The organism is Nocardia sp. NBC_00403, assembly GCF_036046055.1.
In the GTDB taxonomy this organism is placed as follows: Bacteria; Actinomycetota; Actinomycetes; order Mycobacteriales; family Mycobacteriaceae; genus Nocardia.
Genome location: NZ_CP107939.1, coordinates 6,683,226 through 6,703,659, shown reverse-complemented (window position 1 = coordinate 6,703,659; position 20,434 = coordinate 6,683,226). Strand labels below are relative to the sequence as shown.

The 20,434-nt window shown below is 67.0% G+C and carries 16 protein-coding genes; 11 read left to right on the top strand and 5 right to left on the bottom strand.

Translation table 11 applies throughout. The features are described from left to right. Window positions 1-98: 98 nt before the first annotated feature. The gene (gene ypfJ / locus OHQ90_RS29890; protein WP_328403149.1) at window positions 99-1,022 is read right to left on the bottom strand and encodes a KPN_02809 family neutral zinc metallopeptidase; all 924 of its coding nucleotides are present in this window, start codon (window positions 1,020-1,022) and stop codon (window positions 99-101) included. 1,106 nt (window positions 1,023-2,128) lie between these two features. Between ypfJ and aspS the strand changes: the two genes are divergently transcribed. After that, window positions 2,129-3,946, top strand: a complete 1,818-nt coding sequence (aspS, locus tag OHQ90_RS29885) for an aspartate--tRNA ligase (protein WP_328413178.1) — start codon at window positions 2,129-2,131, stop codon at window positions 3,944-3,946. A 245-nt stretch (window positions 3,947-4,191) separates the two neighbouring features. After that, window positions 4,192-5,157, top strand: a complete 966-nt coding sequence (locus OHQ90_RS29880; protein WP_328403147.1) for a DUF389 domain-containing protein — start codon at window positions 4,192-4,194, stop codon at window positions 5,155-5,157. A gap of 19 nt (window positions 5,158-5,176) precedes the next feature. Here OHQ90_RS29880 and OHQ90_RS29875 read toward each other — a convergent pair whose 3' ends face one another. Beyond that, entirely contained in the window at window positions 5,177-6,259 is a 1,083-nt protein-coding gene (locus tag OHQ90_RS29875; protein WP_328403145.1) for a hypothetical protein, read from the bottom strand. 192 nt (window positions 6,260-6,451) lie between these two features. On the opposite strand from OHQ90_RS29875, the gene OHQ90_RS29870 reads away from it, so the two are divergent. Beyond that, on the top strand, window positions 6,452-7,621 hold the full coding sequence (locus OHQ90_RS29870) for a phosphotransferase family protein (protein ID WP_328403143.1): 1,170 nt from the start codon (window positions 6,452-6,454) through the stop codon (window positions 7,619-7,621). A gap of 89 nt (window positions 7,622-7,710) precedes the next feature. On the opposite strand, the gene OHQ90_RS29865 is transcribed toward OHQ90_RS29870, so the two are convergent. The 3 genes from OHQ90_RS29865 to OHQ90_RS29855 all read right to left on the bottom strand — a co-directional run bounded on the left by OHQ90_RS29865 (window position 7,711) and on the right by OHQ90_RS29855 (window position 11,186). Next, a complete protein-coding gene (locus OHQ90_RS29865) occupies window positions 7,711-8,979 on the bottom strand; it encodes an RNA polymerase sigma factor (RefSeq protein ID WP_328403141.1) in 1,269 nt (422 codons plus the stop codon). A 29-nt stretch (window positions 8,980-9,008) separates the two neighbouring features. Next, on the bottom strand, window positions 9,009-9,356 hold the full coding sequence (locus OHQ90_RS29860) for a YciI family protein (protein ID WP_328403139.1): 348 nt from the start codon (window positions 9,354-9,356) through the stop codon (window positions 9,009-9,011). Window positions 9,357-9,512: 156 nt separating this feature from the next. Beyond that, the gene (locus OHQ90_RS29855; protein WP_328403137.1) at window positions 9,513-11,186 is read right to left on the bottom strand and encodes an alkaline phosphatase D family protein; all 1,674 of its coding nucleotides are present in this window, start codon (window positions 11,184-11,186) and stop codon (window positions 9,513-9,515) included. 120 nt (window positions 11,187-11,306) lie between these two features. Between OHQ90_RS29855 and OHQ90_RS29850 the strand changes: the two genes are divergently transcribed. From OHQ90_RS29850 to OHQ90_RS29815, 8 genes are all read left to right on the top strand, one after another. Then, window positions 11,307-12,671, top strand: coding sequence for a replication-associated recombination protein A (locus tag OHQ90_RS29850; RefSeq protein ID WP_442941208.1), 1,365 nt, complete (start codon window positions 11,307-11,309; stop codon window positions 12,669-12,671). 135 nt (window positions 12,672-12,806) lie between these two features. Then, window positions 12,807-13,157 (top strand): helix-turn-helix transcriptional regulator, encoded by a 351-nt coding sequence (locus OHQ90_RS29845; protein ID WP_328403135.1) that lies wholly within the window; start codon window positions 12,807-12,809, stop codon window positions 13,155-13,157. A gap of 191 nt (window positions 13,158-13,348) precedes the next feature. Further along, window positions 13,349-16,012 carry an alanine--tRNA ligase gene (gene alaS / locus OHQ90_RS29840; protein ID WP_328403133.1) on the top strand — a complete coding sequence of 888 codons (2,664 nt, stop codon included), beginning with the start codon at window positions 13,349-13,351 and terminating at the stop codon, window positions 16,010-16,012. Then, entirely contained in the window at window positions 16,012-16,593 is a 582-nt protein-coding gene (gene ruvX, locus OHQ90_RS29835) for a Holliday junction resolvase RuvX (protein WP_328403131.1), read from the top strand. Before alaS ends, ruvX begins: the two co-directional genes overlap by 1 nt. Continuing rightward, window positions 16,590-18,092 (top strand): endolytic transglycosylase MltG, encoded by a 1,503-nt coding sequence (locus tag OHQ90_RS29830; protein ID WP_328403129.1) that lies wholly within the window; start codon window positions 16,590-16,592, stop codon window positions 18,090-18,092. Before ruvX ends, OHQ90_RS29830 begins: the two co-directional genes overlap by 4 nt. Continuing rightward, the gene (locus OHQ90_RS29825) at window positions 18,079-18,906 is read left to right on the top strand and encodes a shikimate dehydrogenase (RefSeq protein ID WP_328403127.1); all 828 of its coding nucleotides are present in this window, start codon (window positions 18,079-18,081) and stop codon (window positions 18,904-18,906) included. Before OHQ90_RS29830 ends, OHQ90_RS29825 begins: the two co-directional genes overlap by 14 nt. A 43-nt stretch (window positions 18,907-18,949) precedes the next feature. After that, on the top strand, window positions 18,950-19,402 hold the full coding sequence (locus OHQ90_RS29820) for a B-4DMT family transporter (RefSeq protein WP_328403125.1): 453 nt from the start codon (window positions 18,950-18,952) through the stop codon (window positions 19,400-19,402). Window positions 19,403-19,906: 504 nt separating this feature from the next. Continuing rightward, a complete protein-coding gene (locus OHQ90_RS29815; protein WP_328403123.1) occupies window positions 19,907-20,374 on the top strand; it encodes a B-4DMT family transporter in 468 nt (155 codons plus the stop codon). Window positions 20,375-20,434 lie beyond the last annotated feature (60 nt).

Sequence of the window (20,434 nt, the reverse complement as noted above, 5' to 3'; positions counted from 1 at the left end):
CGACATCGATCATTACAGCGTGCCGAATTGCGGCGGCCCTACCCGGCTGCCGTGTCGAGCATCCGGTGCCGGGCAGAGTTGTTGTCGGAGTGGTTCGTTCAGCGCAGCCCAGGCGGATTGTTCAGGTCCGGCGCGGAATACGTGTTGCAGGCGTTGACCTCACCGGTGCGGTAGCCGGTGAGGAACCACTTCTGGCGCTGATCGGAGGATCCGTGAGTCCAGGCTTCCGGGTTCACCCGGCCCTGCGCCGCACGCTGGATGCGGTCATCGCCGACCGCGGACGCGGCAGAGAGCCCATCGCGAATGTCGTTGTCGGACAGCGGCTTCAGGAACGGCCGATCACCGCCAGGTGCGGGCAACTTGTCGGCGAAATGTGCCCAGATGCCCGCGTAGCAGTCGGCCTGCAGTTCGGTACGCACCGCTCCGGACTCGGGCCCGCGCGGATCACGTTGGGCGCGACCGATATCGCCGAGCAGGTTCTGGATGTGGTGGCCGAATTCGTGCGCTACCACGTATTCCTGAGCGAGCGGGCCGCTGCTGGCGCCGAATCGGTCGACGAGTTCCCGGAAGAAGCTGATGTCGAAGTAGGCGGTCATATCGGCCGGGCAATAGAACGGGCCGACCGCGCTGGTCGCATTGCCGCAGCCGGTCGAGACCGCGCCCGAGAACGGCACCACCTTCGGGTCGACATAGCGCTGGCCGGTCTGCTTCGGCAGTTCGGTTTGCCACACCGCGTCCAGGCTCTCCACGGTGAGTGCGACCCGGCAGTCGACGTACTTGTTTGCGCTCGCGCTATCCGTGCAGCGCTCCGGGATGCGGCCGGCGCCCGGTTGTACCTGGGCGTTCTCGGCGCCGGTGAAATTGCCGAGCACCGAGCCGGGATCGCCGCCCAACAGCAGCGTCAGTACCAGCAGGACAAGACCACCGGCGCCGCCGCCCAGCGCGATCTTGCCGCCTCTGCCCGGGCCGCCGCCCCATGAAACCCGATCCGGGTCGATCTGCCTGCCCTCGTTGAAGGTCATCGTCGTCGCTCTCTGTGTTATCGGCCCGCAGGCGCGGCGTTGTCTAGAGCTTGGCATGGACAGGGCGATATCGGTTTCCCCTCGACTAACGTGTCTCATCACGATCTCGTGATTCCACGCCTGCAGGTTGATTCGACCCTGTGCGGCGCGCTGGATCCGGTCGTCGTCGTCGACGGCGGGTGCGGCGGAGTTCGCGGATGGCGTTGTCGGACAGCGGCTTCAGGAGCGGCGGATTGCCACCACCGGCGCGTTTGAGCCAGCGCGAACTCTTGTGCCCGGTCGGTCCGATTGCTAAATTCTTTCGACTGCGGGATGAATTATCTGCCAGGGGGTCAGATGTGGGCTCTGCGAGTAGATTCTGTTCTTGGATAGTCGAGTCCAGATGACTTTCAATAACGGTGTTGAAACCTACCCATGTATCATCGAGGTTACCGGTTGGTCCTGCACTCCTACGCCAATTGACGGTGATAAAATGGGGGAGACATAGTGTCGTCACGATACGGGTTAATGCTTTGGCAGACCGTGCTGCAGCATTCCGCAGCCAATTGCGTATGCTGCTGCGCCGACATCCATTCAACCTGATAATATATCCATGTTTGCCCTGGTAGGGATCTTGGCGGTATTCTTTGTCCGTCGTTCGGTCTGGAAATTATGGCGCTCTATCGGCGGGTCCAAAGTGAACAATCTACACAAGCCGGTTTGATCTGGAGACGCCGTGGTCGAGCAGCGGCACCATAATCGTTCTGTGTGATTGTCGAGGCTGATGCAGTTATCTGCGGCTGCAGCCGCAGATTTGATTGATCATCTGGTCGTGTCGCCGCTGTCTCCTCTCGTTACGGTCGGTTCCGGCGCAATCGGGTTGGGCAACTCCAGGGTCTTTGTTTCCTGGCCCGAAACGGGAAGGCGGATGTCGGTTTCCGCCCGACGAACATTCTCACTACGATGGGCGGGGCGACGAACGGTTCGACTGCGTGGCGTGTCTGCCGCGCAGACACCGGCGGGTAGCAGCGGCGATATCGGTTTCCGGCTCGGCAACCCGGCTGGCTACGATGGCTACCGCACCTGGCCATTGCCTGCCGGTGCCGAAAGTCGTCGAAAGGAATCCAGTGCTGCGCACCCACTTGGCTGGTTCGCTGCGAAGCGAGCACGCCGGTCAGACCGTCACCCTCACCGGTTGGGTGGCCCGGCGACGTGACCATGGTGGCGTGATCTTCATCGATCTGCGCGATGCGTCGGGTGTGGCGCAGGCGGTGTTCCGCGAGGGCGAGCCCGCCGCGCAGGCACACCGGCTACGCGCCGAGTATTGCGTCCGGGTCACCGGCGTGGTCGAGCTGCGGCCGGACGGTAACGAGAACCCGGAGCTGCCGACCGGCGGCATCGAGGTGAACGTCACCGAGCTCGAGGTGCTCAACGAGAGCGCCCCGCTGCCGTTCCAGCTCGATGAGCAGCCTGGTGACGAGGCCCGCCTCAAGTACCGCTACCTCGACCTGCGTCGTGAGACGCCGGGTAAGGCCATTCGCCTGCGGTCGAAGGTCAACGCCGCCGCCCGCGCGGTGCTGGCTTCCCACGAGTTCATCGAGGTGGAGACCCCGACGCTGACCCGCTCGACGCCCGAAGGCGCTCGCGACTTCGTGGTGCCCGCGCGTTTGCAGCCCGGCAGCTTCTACGCACTGCCGCAGAGCCCGCAGCTGTTCAAGCAGCTGCTCATGGTCGGTGGGATCGAGCGGTACTACCAGATCGCCCGCTGCTACCGCGACGAGGATTTCCGCGCCGATCGTCAGCCCGAGTTCACCCAGCTCGACCTCGAGATGAGCTTCGTGCGCCAGGAGGACGTGATCCTGGTCGCCGAGGAGATCCTGGCGGCGCTGTGGCAGCTGGTCGGCTACGAGATCCCCTTCCCGATTCCACACATGACCTACGCGGAGGCGATGCGTCGCTTCGGTAGCGACAAGCCGGATCTGCGGTTCGGTGTCGAGATCACCGAGTGCGCGGAGTACTTCAAGGACACGCCTTTCCGGGTCTTCCAGGCCGAGTACGTCGGCGCGGTCGTGATGCCGGGCGGTGCGAGCCAGCCGCGGCGTCAGCTCGACGCATGGCAGGAATGGGCCAAGCAACGCGGCGCGAAGGGCCTGGCGTATGTGCTGGTGCAGGAGGACGGCACGCTCGGCGGTCCGGTCGCCAAGAACCTCAGCGAGTCCGAGCGCGATGGCCTCGCCAAGCACGTCGGCGCAGAGCCCGGTGACTGTGTGTTCTTCGCGGCCGGTCCGGCCAAGGCGCAGCGCGCGCTGCTCGGTGCGGCTCGCGGGGAGATCGCCCGCAAGGTCGGCCTGATCGACGAGAACGCGTGGGCCTTCGTCTGGATCGTGGACGCGCCGATGTTCGAGCCGACGGCCGATGCGACCGCGAGCGGCGATGTGGCGCTGGGTTATTCGGCCTGGACGGCGGTGCATCACGCGTTCACCTCGCCGAAGCCGGAGTCCATCGACACCTTCGACACCGATCCCGGCTCCGCGCTCGCCTACGCCTACGACATCGTCTGTAACGGCAACGAAATCGGCGGCGGCAGCATCCGTATTCACCGCAGGGATGTCCAGGAGCGGGTCTTCAAGGTGATGGGCATCAGCCATGAGGAGGCGCAGGAGAAGTTCGGATTCCTGTTGGATGCCTTCGCTTTCGGCGCGCCCCCGCACGGCGGTATCGCCTTCGGCTGGGACCGCATCACTGCGCTGCTCGCCGGGCTCGACTCGATCCGCGAGGTGATCGCCTTCCCGAAGACCGGCGGCGGCGTCGACCCGCTGACCGACGCGCCCGCGCCGATCACCCCGCAGCAGCGCAAGGAAGCCGGGCTCGACTTCAAACCGGAGAAGAAGAAGGCCCCCGAGGCGAAGGGCGACGATGCCACGGGCGAGCGCACCGTGGAGTAGTCCGCCTACTGCCCTTCAGTTGGTGCCCGTCACGGACTCAGCGGGTACTTCTCGCGTCGAGAAGGCGGGATTGCCGGATCTGCCGGGAAGTGCCCGCAGTGGCCGGACCGAAACCAGCCCCTGAACGGCATCGCCGACGTGGGGGTTGCGGACCGTATCGGGGAATGGCGGGCTCGACGGCACAGGCGGTACCTTCTGGTCAGTTTTCGATGTCGTTCGATCGACGCTGACCACCAGGGGATCCATTGCTGCACTTGCGTATGATCAGCCCACCCGATGTGACCGACAAGGTGATGTCGGTGCTGGCCGCGGATCCGGGCGTTACGCATGTGACGCTGGCGCGGGGTATCGCCGTCGAGCCTGCGGGGGATCTGGTGCAGGCCGATGTCGCGCGAGAGGCGGCCAACGATGTGCTGGCCGACCTCACCTCGCTCGGCATCACCCATTCCGGCGGCATCACTCTCGGACCAGTGGAGACCGTGCTCTCCGATGCCGGGGAGCGCGCGATCACGGAGGCGCCGGGCGATCCGACCGATGCGGTGGTGTGGGAGGAGCTGCTCAACCAGGTGCATGAGGAGTCGTCGCTCAACTCCACCTTCGTCGCCTTCCTCACCATCGCCTGTCTGCTCGCAGCCGTTGGTGTGGCGACGGACTCGCCGGTGACGATCGTCGGTGCGATGGTCGTCGGCCCGGAGTTCGGACCGCTGGCGGCGTTCGCAGTGGGGTTGGTGCGTCGTGATTTTCGGCTCGCGCGCCGTTCGGCGCTCGCGCTGGCGATCGGGTTCCCGGTGGCCATGCTGTTCACCCTGGCGGCGACGCTGGCCTGGGAGCAGTTCGGCTGGATCGACCTCGCAGGCATCGAGGACATCAAGAACGTCGACTTCATCTACGAGGTCGGTCCGTTTTCGCTCGTCGTCGCGCTGCTCGCCGGTGGGGCGGGGATGCTTTCGTTGGTCACCGCGAAATCGGCCGCCCTTATCGGGGTGTTCATTTCGGTGACGACGGTGCCCGCGGCCGGATTCGCCGTGGTCGCGGCCACCATGGGGGAATGGCGTATCGCGTTCATGTCGGCCGGCCAGCTGGCGGTGAATCTGGCGGGCATCGTGGTGGCCGGGGTGATCGTGCTGGAGATGCGCCCTCGCGCAGGCAGCGAGGGCGGACCCATATCGCGCTTCAAGCAGTGGGTCGGAATGCGGTCGCTGGTCGGCTAGCGACCGCACGCTCCAGTTTTCAGAGCGGCGCGACCATGCCGGCGGTCAGGGTGCGGTAGGCGAAGGTCACCGCGATAGTTGCCACCGGCGCGGCAACGAACAAACCGAGACCGCACAGAATCGTGCCGACGACGGTCAGCACCATGACCGCGAGAGCGAGCAACAGCACCGGCCCGGCATTGGTGACAACAAGGGTGGCGCTGGCCTTGATCGCGGCAAACGGGCCCAGATCCTGATCCACGACATAGTGCAGCGCGAACATGCACAGGAACCCGGCGATGACCCCCGGCAGGACACACAGCGCGAAACCGATCCCCGTGAGCACGAACGCCAGCAGTGCGGTCAGCAGCACATTGCCCGCGTTCACGAAGTGGAAGTACGACCCGAAAACCGGTTTGTAGCCGTCGGTTTCGTACAGCGCGCCACGGACGAGCGCGGCCTGGAGCAGCCAGATCCCGACCATCACGGCCAGGAAGATCAGCAGCACGGGCAGCATCGACGTCGGATTCGTGATCCGGACGACGAGGACGAACGCGAGATAGATGAGTACGCCGACCGCGGTGGTGCCGAGCCACGGCAGCGGATTCGCCCGGAACCTCTCCCAGCCGTAGCTCAACGCGTTGCCGACATCGAGACTGCGAGGAACGTTGTCAGCGGCTTGATAGCCGTAGGTCGGCAGCGGGCCGCCGGGCGGTGGCGGCATGATGCTGGGCGGTGGCGGTGTTGCGCCGGGGTAGGGCTGCATCCCGGGCGGCGGCATCTTGCCGGGCTGGGGACCCGCCGGACCGGTCCCCGGCGGACCGTAGGTCGGCTGGTGCGGCGCAGGCGGTTGTTGAGGGGGTGGGGCCTGCGGCATCGGAGCCGCCGCGGGCGGTGGCTCCACCGGTTCGCTGCCGTACTGCGCCGCGCCCGGGCCCTCGAACTGCGGGTACCCGGCGGGACCCGCCATCTCGTGGCGGCCGTGCTCGGTGCCGGTGCCGGCGCTCGGCGACTGCGGGTCGGAGCTTTCGTGCTGACCCTGCGCGGCGAACTTCTCGCCACCGCTGTGCTCGGGAGACTCGCCAGCTGGATCGTTCGGTGTGGATGACGGTGTGTCGGCCATTGTCGTAGACCTTTCGACGCAACTGGTTTGCGGTGTGGCGCACGGCAGTTGACGATGAGAAAACCGGACGCGCGCAATGGTGTCAAGCAAGGAGCGCTCGTTCCGCAACCTCGACCGAGACACGCCGAACGACGCGGAAAGGTTGTGTAACTGCTCGCTAGAAGTGACCCGGTGCGAGTAGCTTGAATGGCGATGACCGCACTATTGGCCGAACGCGCCGCCGAAGTCGTGTCCGCAGCGCAACAGTTGCTTACCAAGCGAATGGGTGCTCCGGTGAAGCTGAGCGATCCGATCGAGCTCAGCGGCAGTGGCAGGACAACAGTCCTACGCGTACGTGTTTCAGAGAACGCCTTTTCGTTGCCACGAACGCTGATTGTCAAGCAGGTCCGTGGCTCCGCAGAGGATCGCCGCACCGGAGGGCTAGCGCCCGGTGTGGCCAGCATCGACTCCGCATTCCTACGCGAAGCGGTGTCCTACCAGTTCACGACTGCGCTCAGTCGCGAGCAACGACCCGGCGCGTACCTGATAGCGCACAGCCTGCCCGACCGGTTGCTCATCCTCAGCGACCTCGGTGACAACGCCAGCATCACCGCAGTCCTGCAGTCCGGCTCGGAGCCTGCGACCCGTAACGGGTTGATGGCCTTCGCGCAGGCGCTCGGCAGAATGCATGCGGCAACTGTTGGGCGCGAGGCGGATTTCGTCGCGCTGCTGCGCCGCGTCGATGTGGTGCACCGGGTCGACGGCATCGCGCAGCAGGCCGAGGCCGCAATCTCCGAGGTGCCCGGCATGCTGCAGCGCGAGCTCGGCATCGAGGTGCCCGGTGAGATCGCTGAGCGGATCGTGCGTGGTAACCGCCTGTTCTCCGCGGGGCGTTTCCGCGCCTTCAGTCCCTCGGATCTGTGCCCGGACAATGTCATCCTGAACGAGGAGGGCGCGCGGTTCCTCGACTACGAATGGGGCGGTTTCCGTGATGCCACCCTCGACATCGCCTACGCGCTGGTGTCTTTCCCTGGATGCCTGTGCGACTTCGAACTGTCCCGCGAACGCGCACAGCAGATGGTAGAGGCGTGGCGTTCGGAGGTCGTCGGCGTCTGGCAGGCACTGGCCGACGACGACGTGCTCGCCGAGCGCATCCTGGAGGCCCGCCTGATCTGGGTGTGGCTGTCGACCTATTGGTTCCTGCCCGCGGACCATGCCCGCATCGCCGCGGCTCGCGAGCACGGGCTCTCGGTGCCGCGCTCGGAGGCATTGATCAACCGTTGGGCGGCGCTGGCCGAGGACGCCCGCTGCACGGGTGACGATGCTGTCGGCGACTTCGCCGAGGATGTCTCGGCCATGCTCGAAGAGCGCTGGTCCGAGTAACCGACCGGTCCGAACAGGTCTGGACCGAACAGGATTCGTCCGGTGCATGCCGGATTCGATATGTGGGGCATTCGAAGACGGTGCCGTGGTCACGGGTCGAGTTCGGCCGCACGTTTTTCCAGATAGGCGCGTTCGACGGTGTTCTCGGTCAGCAGCAGCGCCCGTTCATAGGCCGTCGCGGCATCTGCGGTGCGGCCGAGCCGGGCGAGGAACGCCGCTCGAGCGGCCTCCAGGTAGCCGTAGGTGGCCAGGGCGGGCTCGGCGGCAAGGTCGTTCAGCAGGGCGAGCGCGCGGCTCGGATTGCCGGAAAGCCCGACCGCCACCGCATAATTCAGGCGGGCCACCGGGGACGGCCACTCCCGAAGCAGCAGAACATACAGACCGGTGATTTCCCGCCAGTCGGTCTGTTCCCAGCTCGGCGCCTCATCGTGCACCGCTGCGATCGCGGCCTGCAGCGTGTACCGGTCAGTATGTGGCAGCGCGTGTTTCACCAATGCGACGCCCTCGGCGATGGCCGCACGGTCCCACCGGGCACGGTCCTGATGTTCGAGGGTGCACAGTTCGCCGTCCGCGGTCACGCGTGCCGCCCTGCGGGCGTCGGTGAGCAGGATCAGTGCCAGCAGACCGGTCATCGACGGATCGTCGGGCACCAGCGCATGCATCATCCGCGCCAATTGCAGTGCGCGCTCGACGAGATCGGCACGGACGAGCGCATCGCCGGACGGCGCGGTGTGGCCGGTGGTGAACAACAGATGGATGACAGCGCAGATGGCGTCGAGGCGTTGCGGCAGTTCCCGCACCGACGGCACCCGATAGGGGATGCCTGCCAGCGCAATCTTCTTCTTGGCGCGCGTGATTCGCGCCGCCATGGTCGACTCGCTGAGCAGGAAGGCGCGTGCGACCTCAGGGGTGGTGATGCCGCAGACCAGGCGCAGGGTGAGCGCCACCTGAGCCTCGCGGGCCAGCGCCGGGTGGCAGCAGGTGCTGATCAGCCGGAGTCGGTCGTCGGGGATATCGGTGGCGGCGTCGACAGCGGCGAGTGCGAGATCGGCTGTGTCGCCTTCGACGTGGTCGGTGACCAGCAGCGGCAGGCTGCGCTGCATGGTCGAATTGCGGCGTAGCAGATCGAGGCCGCGACGCCGGGCGACGGTGGTGAGCCAGGCACCGGGTTTCGCAGGCACGCCGTCGGCCGCCCACTCCGTGAGCGCCTTGGCGTAGGCGTCCTGCACGCACTCCTCGGCCAGATCGAAATCGCGGACCAGCCGCACCGTCGCGGCGAGCACGAAGGCCCATTCGCGACGGTGCGCCTGCTCGACGGCCGCGGCTGCCCGCTCGGCCGCGGGGGTGTGGATCGACATCGACCGCCCGTTCCCTGCCTGCGCTCGGTCTATTCGAACACCATGATCGGGCGCACCTCGACACCGCCGAATCGGGCGGGCACCTGCTTGGCCAGTGCGATCGCGGCATCCAGATCAGGAGCCTCGAGCAGGTAGTAGCCGCCGAGCGCCTCCTTGGCCTCGCCGAACGGCGCGTCGGTCACGGTGAAATCGCCGTTGTCGTTCTTGCGTATCGAGGTGGCGGTGGGGGTCGGCTGCAGGGCGTTTCCGCCTTGTAGCGCATCGCCCGCGATCTCCTGGAACGTCACGTGGTCCTGGTAGACCGCGCCCATGACTTCCTGTGAGGCGGTCGCGTAGGCATTCTCGTCTTCATAGATCAGCACCAGATACTGGCTCATGACAGCGCTCCTTCGATGGCGGAACCCGCCGTTCGGGTCCCGTACTCATCCCGACGAGCGAGTTCGACGGAAATCGACAACCGTCGGAAAAGAATTCTGCCCCGATTCGTGGTTCGCGTATCGCGACTTGCCGGGTGAATCTCGGCGTGACGGTTGTCAGGGCAGCAGTGCCGGACGTGGTTCGATGCGGCCGCCGGAGCGGACGGCGTAGGAGGCGCCGTGGCGGACGCCGGAATTCGGGTCCGCGACATCGGTGAGATAGAACCAGTCCATCTGGGTCTGGTCGGGGTTGACCTCGAGCACGCCGTAGCCGTGCGAATCCAGTTCGACGTAGCGCAGGTGGTGGTTGATGCCCTTGATCGACTCTTCCACCGGCACCGCGACCGTGCGTGGTGGCGCCTTCATGATTTCGCCGAGACTCGAGGAGGTGACGGAGGGGACGACGAATTCCGCGCCGACGGTCGGTCCGCCCGGGTAGTTCGCGGCGTCGACGGGCAGATCTGCGGCCCAGGAGGAGTGGATGTCGCCGGTCAGGAAGACCACATCACCGACCTGCTGGTCGGTGATCGCGCGGAACAGCCGCTGCCGGTCGGCGGTGTAGCCGTCCCACTGGTCGCTGTTGGCCGGAATGCCCGCCTGCGGCACGCCCATCATGGTCGTGACGGCCGCGGTGGTGGACGGCTCCAGGGGCGGGAACACCAACGGTGCGATCATCACCGAGTTGCCGACCAGTTTCCAGCGCACCGGTGCGGACGCCAAACCGGCGGTGAGCCACTCCATTTGCGCCTTGCCGGTGATGGTGCGCGCCGGGTTGTCCATCTCGCGCCAGCCCGCGCCGGGCTTCGACTCCTGATCGCGGTAGCTGCGCAGGTCGAGCATCGACAGTTCGGCGAGGGTGCCGAAACGCAGCCGCCGGTAGATCTGCACGTCGGCGCCGGAGCCGCTGGTGCGGACCGGCATCCACTCCAGGTAGGCGCGGGCCGACGCCGCGCGCCGGTCCTGCCAGTCGCCCTGGAGGGCGGGGTTGTGGTGGCTGGAGCCGCCGGACCAGGAGTTGTCGGCGGCCTCGTGATCGTCCCAGGTGCAGATGAACGGCACGAGCGCATGCAGGCCCATCAGGTCCGGATCGGTCTTGTACTGCGCGTGTCGGATCCGATAGTCGGCCAGTGTGACGATCTCGTTCGCGGGGTCGTGCGGGCGGACCGAGCCGTTGCGGCCGCCGTACTCGCCGTACCCGTACTCGTAAATGTAGTCGCCGAGGTGCACGATCGCGTCGAGATCGGTACGCGCCGCCAGGTGCCGGTAGGCGCCGAAGTATCCGGCCTCCCAGTTCGCGCAGGAGACCACGCCGAACCGCAGGCGGTCGGGGGTGGCCGAGGCGGCGGGTGCGGTGCAGGTGCGCCCGACCGGTGAGGTCACCCCGAACGCGGTGAAGCGGTAGTAATAGCGGGTGCCGGGTGCGAGCCCGCTCACGTCGATCTTGACGGTGTGATCGGAATCCGCTGTGGCCGTGGCGGTTCCGGCTGCGACGAGCGAGGTGAACCGCTCGTCGGCGGCGACCTCCCAGCGCACTGCCGCTGCTTCGCCGACACCAGAACCCGGTGTCGCGGCATCGGATACGGTGACGCGGGTCCACAGGATCACCCCGTCGGGCAGCGGATCGCCGGAGGCAACGCCATGCCGGAACACCGGTTCGGCAGCGCCGCGCGCCGGTGCGGCGACCACCAGCGTGGTGGCGGCGGCCGCTGCTGCAGCGCCACCCTTCAGCAGGGTGCGCCGGGCGAGGGATCCGGGGGAGCCGGGGTGTGAAACGACCGTGTTTTCAGCCACGGGTAGTGATCACATCCGATGTCCGGTCGACACGCAAATCGGACCGCCCGACGTCACAGTGAACATCGAGGAAACGGCTGCGCTGTGGCGTTGTCGGTGCGTCTCGGTAACCTGCTCAGCGTGAGCGAAGGCCTGTTCGACGTGCCCGGCGATGCCGCGCCGACGGAGCACACCATCGATAGTGTGGTGCGCCGCGATGCGGGCGCCCCGCTTGCCGTGCGGATGCGGCCCGCCGCGCTGGACGAAGTGGTCGGCCAGCAGCATCTGCTCGGCCCGGGGTCACCACTGCGGCGGTTGATCGAGGGTTCGGGCGCGGCGTCGGTGCTGCTGTACGGGCCGCCGGGCACCGGGAAGACCACCCTCGCCTCGCTGATTTCGCAGTCCACCGGCCGGCGCTTCGAGGCCCTGTCGGCCTTGTCGGCGGGGGTGAAAGAGGTTCGCGCGGTCATCGATGTGGCGCGCCGCAGGCTCACTGCGGGCGAGCAGACCGTGCTGTTCATCGACGAGGTGCACCGCTTCTCCAAGACACAGCAGGATGCACTGCTGGCTGCGGTGGAGAACCGGATCGTGCTGCTGGTCGGCGCGACGACGGAGAATCCGTCCTTCTCGGTGGTATCGCCATTGCTGTCGCGCTCGCTGGTACTGCAGCTGCAGTCTCTCACCGAGGCCGATATCCGTCTGGTGCTGGAACGCGCGATCGGCGATGAACGCGGCCTCAACGGCGAGTACAAGGTGACCGATGCCGCGCTCGATCACATCGTTCGCATCGCGGGCGGCGACGCCCGCCGTGCCTTGACCGCGCTGGAGGCGTCGGCCGAGTCGTCTCTGGACGGCGCTGTGGACGTGGATCTCGTCGAGGCCAGCGTCGATAAGGCCGCGGTGCGCTACGACCGTGCCGGCGACCAGCACTATGACGTGATCAGCGCCTTCATCAAGTCCATTCGCGGCTCCGATGTGGATGCCGCCCTGCACTACCTGGCGCGCATGCTCAGCGCGGGGGAGGATCCCCGCTTCATCGCCCGCCGTTTGATGATCCACGCCAGCGAAGACATCGGCATGGCCGACCCCACCGCATTGCAGACCGCGGCCGCCGCGGCCCAGGTCGTCCAGCTGGTTGGTCTGCCCGAGGGGCGACTCGCTTTAGCGCAGGCCACGATCCACCTCGCCACCGCCCCGAAATCGGGCGCCGTCATCGCCGCGATCGGCGCGGCCATGGCCGATGTCGCCGCGGGCAAGGCAGGCGCGGTGCCACCACACCTGCGTGACGGCCACTACGCGGGTGCCGCGAAGCTGGGCAACGCCCAGGGCTACAGGTACCCGCACGACAATCCGGATGGTGTTCTCGCGCAACAGTATCCGCCGGACGAACTGGTGGGCGTCGACTACTACCACCCGACCGATCACGGCGCGGAGCGTGACATCCAGGCTCGGGTGGGCCGGCTCCGGCGGATCGTGCGGGGTATGCGCACAGGCAAACGAGGCTAGGCACACGGTGGGCGTCGGCCTCGTCGTCGTGCCACGACCCCCCCGCGCGCCCCTGCCTGATCCAGGGCGGTGTCGATCTCGCGGACCCGGCCGCTCACGTCGCGGTGGCGACGATAGTCGCAGCGCTGATGCCAGGTGACCCTGCTCTGCATCCAGGGCCGCGCCACCACAGACATCGCCAGGGCGCTCGGCGCATCCGCCTATACCGTCCAGGCTCACCTCGAGTCGATCTTCGACAAGACCGCGGCCCGCATCCGTGGCGAACTCGTCGGCCAGGTATTCCTGGAGCATGACGCCCCGCGAGCCGGTCACCGACCCAGCCGCGGGCTGGTGGGTGAAGGGCATTGCGACATCGCCGACCGTGAGCCCTCGCTGGACAGGGCCCGTCTCGACTTCACGTACTCCGCGCCGGTACTCCGCGCGCAAACTCTCGAACCGCACCACTGCGCCGATTCGCCATGGCGATCATGCAGGTCTACCGCCTAGAGGCGATGACAGCGCGTTCGATGCAGCGGTATCAGCGTCCGACGAGGCGCGCGAGGTGATGAAGTGGTAGGCCGCGCTGGACCTGGTCGAACGCCGACGGGGTGGCCGGTTCGCCGGGATCGGCGGATGGTGGTGCGGACCACCCCGGTCCCTGAAAATTCGGATGCGGCACACCGGTAGGCTGGATACCTGTGCAGACCCACGAGATTCGACGGCGCTTCCTGGACCATTTCGTCCGTGCCGGCCATACCGAGGTGCCGAGTGCCTCGCTGATCCTGGCCGACCCGAACCTGCTGTTCGTCAACGCAGGCATGGTGCAGTTCGTTCCGTTCTTCCTCGGTCAGCAGACCCCGCCCTACGCGACCGCGACCAGCGTCCAGAAGTGCGTGCGCACCGGTGACATCGAAAACGTCGGCGTCACCACCCGGCACAACACCTTCTTCCAGATGGCGGGCAACTTCAGCTTCGGCGACTACTTCAAGCGCGAGGCGATCACCTTCGCCTGGTCGCTGCTGACCGGCAGCGTCGAGGACGGCGGCTACGGCTTCGATCCGCAACGACTGTGGGCCACTGTCTATCTCGACGACGACGAGGCGGAGCAGATCTGGCTCGAGGTCGGCGTGCCCGTCGAGCGCATCCAGCGCCGAGGCATGGCCGACAACTACTGGTCGATGGGCATCCCCGGCCCGTGCGGCCCGTGCTCGGAGATCTACTTCGACCGCGGCCCCGAATACGGCATCGAGGGCGGTCCCGAGGCCGACGAGGACCGCTATCTCGAAATCTGGAACCTCGTGTTCATGCAGAACGAGCGCGGCGCGGGCACCGGCAAGGACAACTTCGAGATCCTCGGCCCGCTGCCCAAGAAGAACATCGATACCGGTATGGGTGTCGAGCGCGTCGCGTTCCTGCTGCAGGGCGTGGACAACGTGTACGAGACCGATCTGCTGCGCCCGATCATCGACAAGGCCGAGGAACTGACCGGCCGGTCCTATGGCGTCACGCATGAGGACGACGTGCGCTTCCGCGTGATCGCCGACCACGCCCGCACCGGCGCCATGTTGATCGCCGACGGCGTCAACCCCGGCAACGACGGCCGCGGCTACGTGCTGCGCAGGCTGCTGCGCCGGATCGTGCGCTCGGCTCGGCTGCTCGGCGCGGAGAAGCCGGTCATGGGCGATTTCATGAAGGTCGTCAGCGACCTGATGTCCCCGTCCTACCCGGAGCTCGCCACCGATTTCCGCCGCATCGAGACCGTCGCGGTCGGCGAGGAGACAGCGTTCCTCAAGACGCTGAACACCGGCTCGACCCTGTTCGACAACACGGCCGCGGCCGTGAAGGCCAAGGGCAGCAACACCATTGCGGGCTCGGATGCCTTCACCCTGCACGACACCTACGGTTTCCCGATCGACCTCACCCTGGAGATGGCCGCCGAGGCCGGCCTCGCGGTGGACGAGGACGGATTCCGCTCGCTGATGGCCGAGCAGCGCAAGCGCGCCAAGGACGATGCGCAGGCCCGCAAGCACGCGCACGCCGATCTGTCGGTCTACAAGGAGCTCGTCGACCGTGGCGCCACCGAGTTCACCGGCTTCGACGAGCTGACCTCCGAGGCGCACGTGCTGGCGTTGATCGCCGACGGCGTCCGGGTTCCCGTCGCCACGGTCGGGCAGGACGTCGAGGTGATTCTCGATCGCAGCCCGCTGTACGCGGAGTCCGGTGGCCAGATCGCCGACCGCGGCTCGATCACCGCCGCCGGGGTGAAGCTGCGCGTGAACGATGTGCAGAAGATCGCCAAGAAGCTGTGGGTGCACAAGACCACCGTCGAGCAGGGCCAGCTCACCGAGGGCGATGTCGTGCTCGCGCAGGCCGATCCGGCTTGGCGGCGTGGCGCCACCCAGGGCCACTCCGGCACGCACATGGTGCACGCCGCGCTACGCCAGATCCTCGGCCCGAACGCGGTGCAGGCGGGCTCGCTGAACAAGCCCGGCTACCTGCGCTTCGACTTCAATTGGCAAGGGCAGCTTTCCGAGCAGCAGAAGAACGACATCGAGGCCGTGTCCAACGACGCGGTCGGCGCGGACTTCCCGGTGAACACCTTCGTCACCGACCTGACCAAGGCCAAGCAGATGGGCGCGATGGCGCTGTTCGGCGAGAACTATGGTGACGAAGTGCGCGTCGTGGAGATCGGGGGCCCGTTCTCGATGGAGCTGTGCGGTGGCACCCACGTGCAGCATTCCTCGCAGATCGGCCCGATCACGCTGCTCGGTGAGTCGTCGGTCGGTTCCGGTGTGCGTCGAGTCGAGGCGTTCGTCGGCCTCGACTCCTACAAGTACCTGGCCAAGGAGCGGGCGTTGCTCGCCGGTGTGGCGTCGTCGCTGAAGGTGCCGTCGGAAGAGGTGCCGGGTCGCGTCGAGCAGCTGGTGGAGCGGTTGAAGACGGCCGAGAAGGAACTCGAGCGCACCAAGGTCGCCGCGGTGCTGTCCGCTGCGGGCAAGTTCGTCGAAGAAGCCGAGCGGATCGGCAGCGTGCTGCTGGTCGCCGCCGCGGCACCCGAGGGCGTCACCGCGGGCGATCTGCGCACGCTCGCCACCGATATCCGTGGCCGATTCGGCAGCAGCCCGGCCATCGTGGTGCTGCTCGGCAACGCTGATGGCAAGGTGCCGTTCGTGGTGACCGTCAACAAGGCCGCCCAGGATCTCGGCTTCAAGGCGGGCGATCTGGTCGGCAGCTTCGGGCCGAGCATCGCCGGCCGCGGTGGCGGCAAGCCCGAGATGGCTCAGGGCGCGGGCTCGGATCCCTCAGGTATCGAAGTCGGCCTAGCTTCGGTCCGTGCTCGGGTGGTCGAACTCGCCGGGTGATGACCGACTCGGAGAGTCCCGGCGCCGAGCGGCCCGACGCGGCGACCGATCCCGGTCGCGGTAGGCGTATTGCCGTCGATGTCGGTAGTGTCCGGATCGGCGTCGCCGCCAGCGACCCGGACGGCATCCTCGCCACGCCCGTGGAAACTGTCCCTCGAGCCAAGCCGAATCCCCGCGGCGGCGGTCTGGCACCTGACATAGCCAGAATTGCCGAAATTGTGCGGGAATACGAAGCCGTCGAGGTCATCGTGGGTCTGCCGCGTACATTGCGCGGCGAAAAGGGCTCCGCGGCCACCCTGGCGATGGCGTTCGCGGATCATTTGCGGACCACGATTGCTCCCGTGCCTATCCGACTTTCCGACGAACGTTTGACTACGGTGTCAGCTGCACGTGCATTGCGGGACAGTGGAGTTCGCGCGCGTGGCCAGCGGCAGGTGATCGATCAGGCGGCGGCCGTATCGATCCTGCAAGGATGGTTGGACGAACGGAGTGCGGTGTTGAGGTCGGTCGAAAACGCGTCTGATGTGCCGCAGCAGCGGCATGGAGCGGTGCGTCCCGCGTCGTCCGGGGACGATGCATGACGGATCGATGGACGCAGGCCGAGGAACGCTTTCGGCAGCGTGAGGTCGAGTCTCGCCGCTATAAGCGAGACGACGCCGCCTGGGCTGCCTACGAGGACGACACGACGGTCATCCCGCGCTACACCGACGAGGAGCCGCTGGAGCCGCCTGCGTCGACCCGTGGCGGTGGCCAGCGGCCGCGCCGCGCCGCGCCGGAGCGTGACGATGAGGACTTGCCGGAGCCACGGCGGCCACGTGGCCGTCGTTCGGAACCCCGCGCCGAGTCGCGGTCGGCGAACTCGCGCGGTGGATCGCGGCGGCGGGGCACCCGTGTCGCGTCACGCAAAGCGGCCGAGCGCAAGCGTCGTCGGCGGAATCTGTGGGCCATCGCAAGCGTGTTCGTGCTGCTGTTCGTCGTCGCCGCGGGCTTCGCAGGCTACAAGTGGGTGAAATCCGCCTTCGGCCCCGCCGAGGACTACGCGGGACCGGCTGGGCCGCTGGTGGTGGTGCAGGTGCAACCGGGCGACACCTCCAACCAGATCGCGAACGCGATGGTGGCCAAGGGCGTCGTCGCGAGCAGTGCCGCGTTCATCGAAGCGGCCGTGCGGAATTCGAACATGAACGCGGTGCAGCCCGGCTACTACGCGATACCGAGCCACGTTCCCGCCATGCAGGCGGTGACAGCACTGGTCGGCAAGGAGTCGCGCGTCGGCAACCTGGTCGTCTCCGAGGGACGGCTGCTGCACGACCAAAACGATATGAGTACCAGCGGGCGGTATGACGGCATCTACCGCAAGATCGCGGAGGCCAGCTGCATCGGCATCGGTGCCAACCAGAAGTGTGTGACCTACGAACAGCTCGATGCCGCGGGCGCGAGCCTTGACCTGTCCGCGCTCGGGGTGCCCGCGTGGGCGGCACAGGGGGTCAGGGACTGCCCGGACCGGACGAGGCAGCTGGAAGGTCTGATCGCTGCGGGCACATGGGATTTCGATCCCAGCGCCACACCGGAGCAGATCCTTCGGCAATTGGTGACTGCGAGCGCGAAGAGCTATGAATCCACCGGACTGCTGCAGTCCGGCGCCGACACAAAACTGACGCCCTATCAGGCGCTGGTCGCCGCATCGTTGGTGGAACGCGAGGCGAAACCCCAGGATATGGGCAAGGTGGCACGGGTGATCGTGAACCGGCTGCAGATCGATCAGATGCTGCAGTTCGACTCGACGGTGAATTACCTGCTGGACCGCACCGAGGTGGCGACCACCGATGCCGACCGCGCCCAGAAGACCGCCTGGAACACCTACGCGATGCGGGGCCTGCCCAAGACCCCGATCGCCGCGCCGTCGTTGAACGCGTTGCGTGCCATGGAGAATCCGGACGCGGGGCCGTGGCTGTACTTCGTCACCGTCGACAAGCAGGGTACGACCGTGTTCACCGACGACTATCAGGAGCATCTGCGCCTGATCGCACGGGCGCAGCGCAGCGGCATTCTCGACAGTTCCAAGGACAATGGTGGCCGATAGTCGCAAGGCGGCGGTGCTCGGCAAGCCGATCGCACACTCGCGATCGCCACAGCTGCACCTGGCCGCGTATCGTGCGCTCGGGCTGAACTGGAGCTACGAGCGCATCGAATGTACGGCCGAGCAGCTGCCCGGTTTCGTCGACGGGCTCGGGCCGGAATGGGTCGGGCTCTCGGTGACCATGCCGGGTAAGGAGGCCGCGCTCGCTTACGCCGCCGGGCGCACCGAGCGGGCGGTACTGGTCGGCTCGGCCAACACCCTTGTCCGCACCGACGCAGGCTGGCTGGCTGACTGCACCGACGTGGAAGGCGTGCTCGGCGCGCTCCGCGGCGGTGGTGTCACCGATGTGGCCGAGGCGGTAGTGCTCGGTGCGGGTGGCACCGCGCGGCCCGCGCTGCTCGCGCTCGCCGAACTCGGCGCGAAGACGGTGACCGTCATCGCCAGGGACGCCGGGCGGGCAAGCGGCATGATCGATCTCGCCGAGCGGCTCGGCATCAACGCGGCGGTGACCAGTTTCGACTCCGCCGCACTCGCCGGGCTGTGCGAGCGAGCCGGTGCTGTGATCAGCACGATCCCGGCTGCGGCGGCCGTGGAGATCGCAGACGCGGTTGCGCTGGCCCCGGTGGTCCTCGACGCGATCTATAACCCCTGGCCGACCCCCTTGGCCGAGGCGGTGGCGCGCGCAGGACACACGGTGGTCAGCGGTTTGCAGATGCTGCTCAACCAGGCATACGGACAGGTCGAGCTGTTCACCGGCCGCCCGGCACCGCGTGCGGACATGGCGGCGGCATTGGCGAACGCCGGCTACGAAAACTGATACGGGTTCTAGTTTTACCCTGGTCGGGGTTATGGTGGTCGGCATGAATGCTTGGGTGGTGCGCGCCATCGCGCTCGGTGCGCTGGTTGTTTTCCTGCGTACGGTGCTCGGGTTCGCGATGGTGAATTGGCCGACCTGGGGGGTGTTGATGCGGCTGTTCTGCCTGATCGTTCCGGTGGCCACCGTTCTGTACTGGGGTGTGCTGGACGGGCGAATGGGCCGGTCGGCCCAGCCCGATCCGGAACGCGGCACCGACCCGGCTCTGGTCTGGCTCGAGGCAGCGGCGGCGGCCGGGCTCGGCAGCGGCCTCGGCGCCTGGATGCTGGACCGGCTCCCCAAGTTCGATCTCGGCGACAACGGCCTGCTCTTCGAACTCACCGCAGCCGCATCGTTCATCGTCCTGCTGATCTTTATCCCCGCCCTCATCGGCGTCGGCGCTGGCCGAGCCCTTTCCGCCCGCGCCGCCACCGACCAGTTCACGCCCGCTCCCGCTTGACCCGAGCTCGACGCCTGCACGCCAACACCGTCCCTCCTGTGCAGCTGGAGCATGTTCGTGGGTAATCCGGTGATGCTCCTGTCGCTACCGAGACCCTCCGGTATTATCTTGCTGTCCAACACATTTCAACGGGAGGGGGCAGTGTGGTGTTCATTCGAGTCGGGGTCGCCGCCGCGATGACGATCGCCGCGTCTGCGTTCGTGTTTGCCGGACAGGCTGCGGCCCAGGGCGATGGCTGCGCATCAACGCAGCCGCGCTGGGGGTTCCAATGCGTGGGTTCGGCGTCGGGCGTCTCGCTGGCAAACTGTCTGAAGGGCGCGCCGCTCTGGAATGATCGGGCGCAGTGCGTTCCGCGTAATGACGGTAGTGATCGGTACGATCTCTGGGTTCCTTCCAACTGAGATGTCCGTGCGAACCCGATAACCACCTGTCAGTTCGAAAGGGTCAGCCGGGCAGTCAGTGAACTGGTCGACCCTTTGCAGACTCGAGGCTATGGTGTTGACCATGAATGCTTGGGTGTTGCGAGCCACACTCCTCGGTGCGCTGGTTGTCGTGCTGCGTACCGTGCTGGGATTTGCGATGGTGTACTGGCCGACCCAAGGCGGGTGGATGCGGATGCTGGCGCTGGTCGTCCTGCTCGGCGTCATCGCGTTCTGGGGCGTGCTGGATGGTCGCAAGGACCGCGCCGCCCACCCCGACCCCGAGCGCGGCTCCGATCTGACCATCTTGTGGCTGAAGGCCGCGGTGGCCGGTGGCGTCGGCAGCGGCCTCGTCGCCTGGATCCTGGACTGGCTGCCCCGCTTCGACCTGGGTGACAACGGCTTGCTCTTCGAGCTGACCGCCTCGGCCTCGTTCATCGTCCTGCTGATCTTCGTGCCCGCGCTGCTCGGCGTCGCGATCGGCCGCGCGGTGGCGGGCCGCCGCAACGACAATCAATCCACGCCACCCACGGCGCAGCCGACCCCGGCCTGACCCGGGTATCGAGCGACGACAACGGCGCACCTCCTGTGGAGGTGCGCCGTTGTCGTTGTC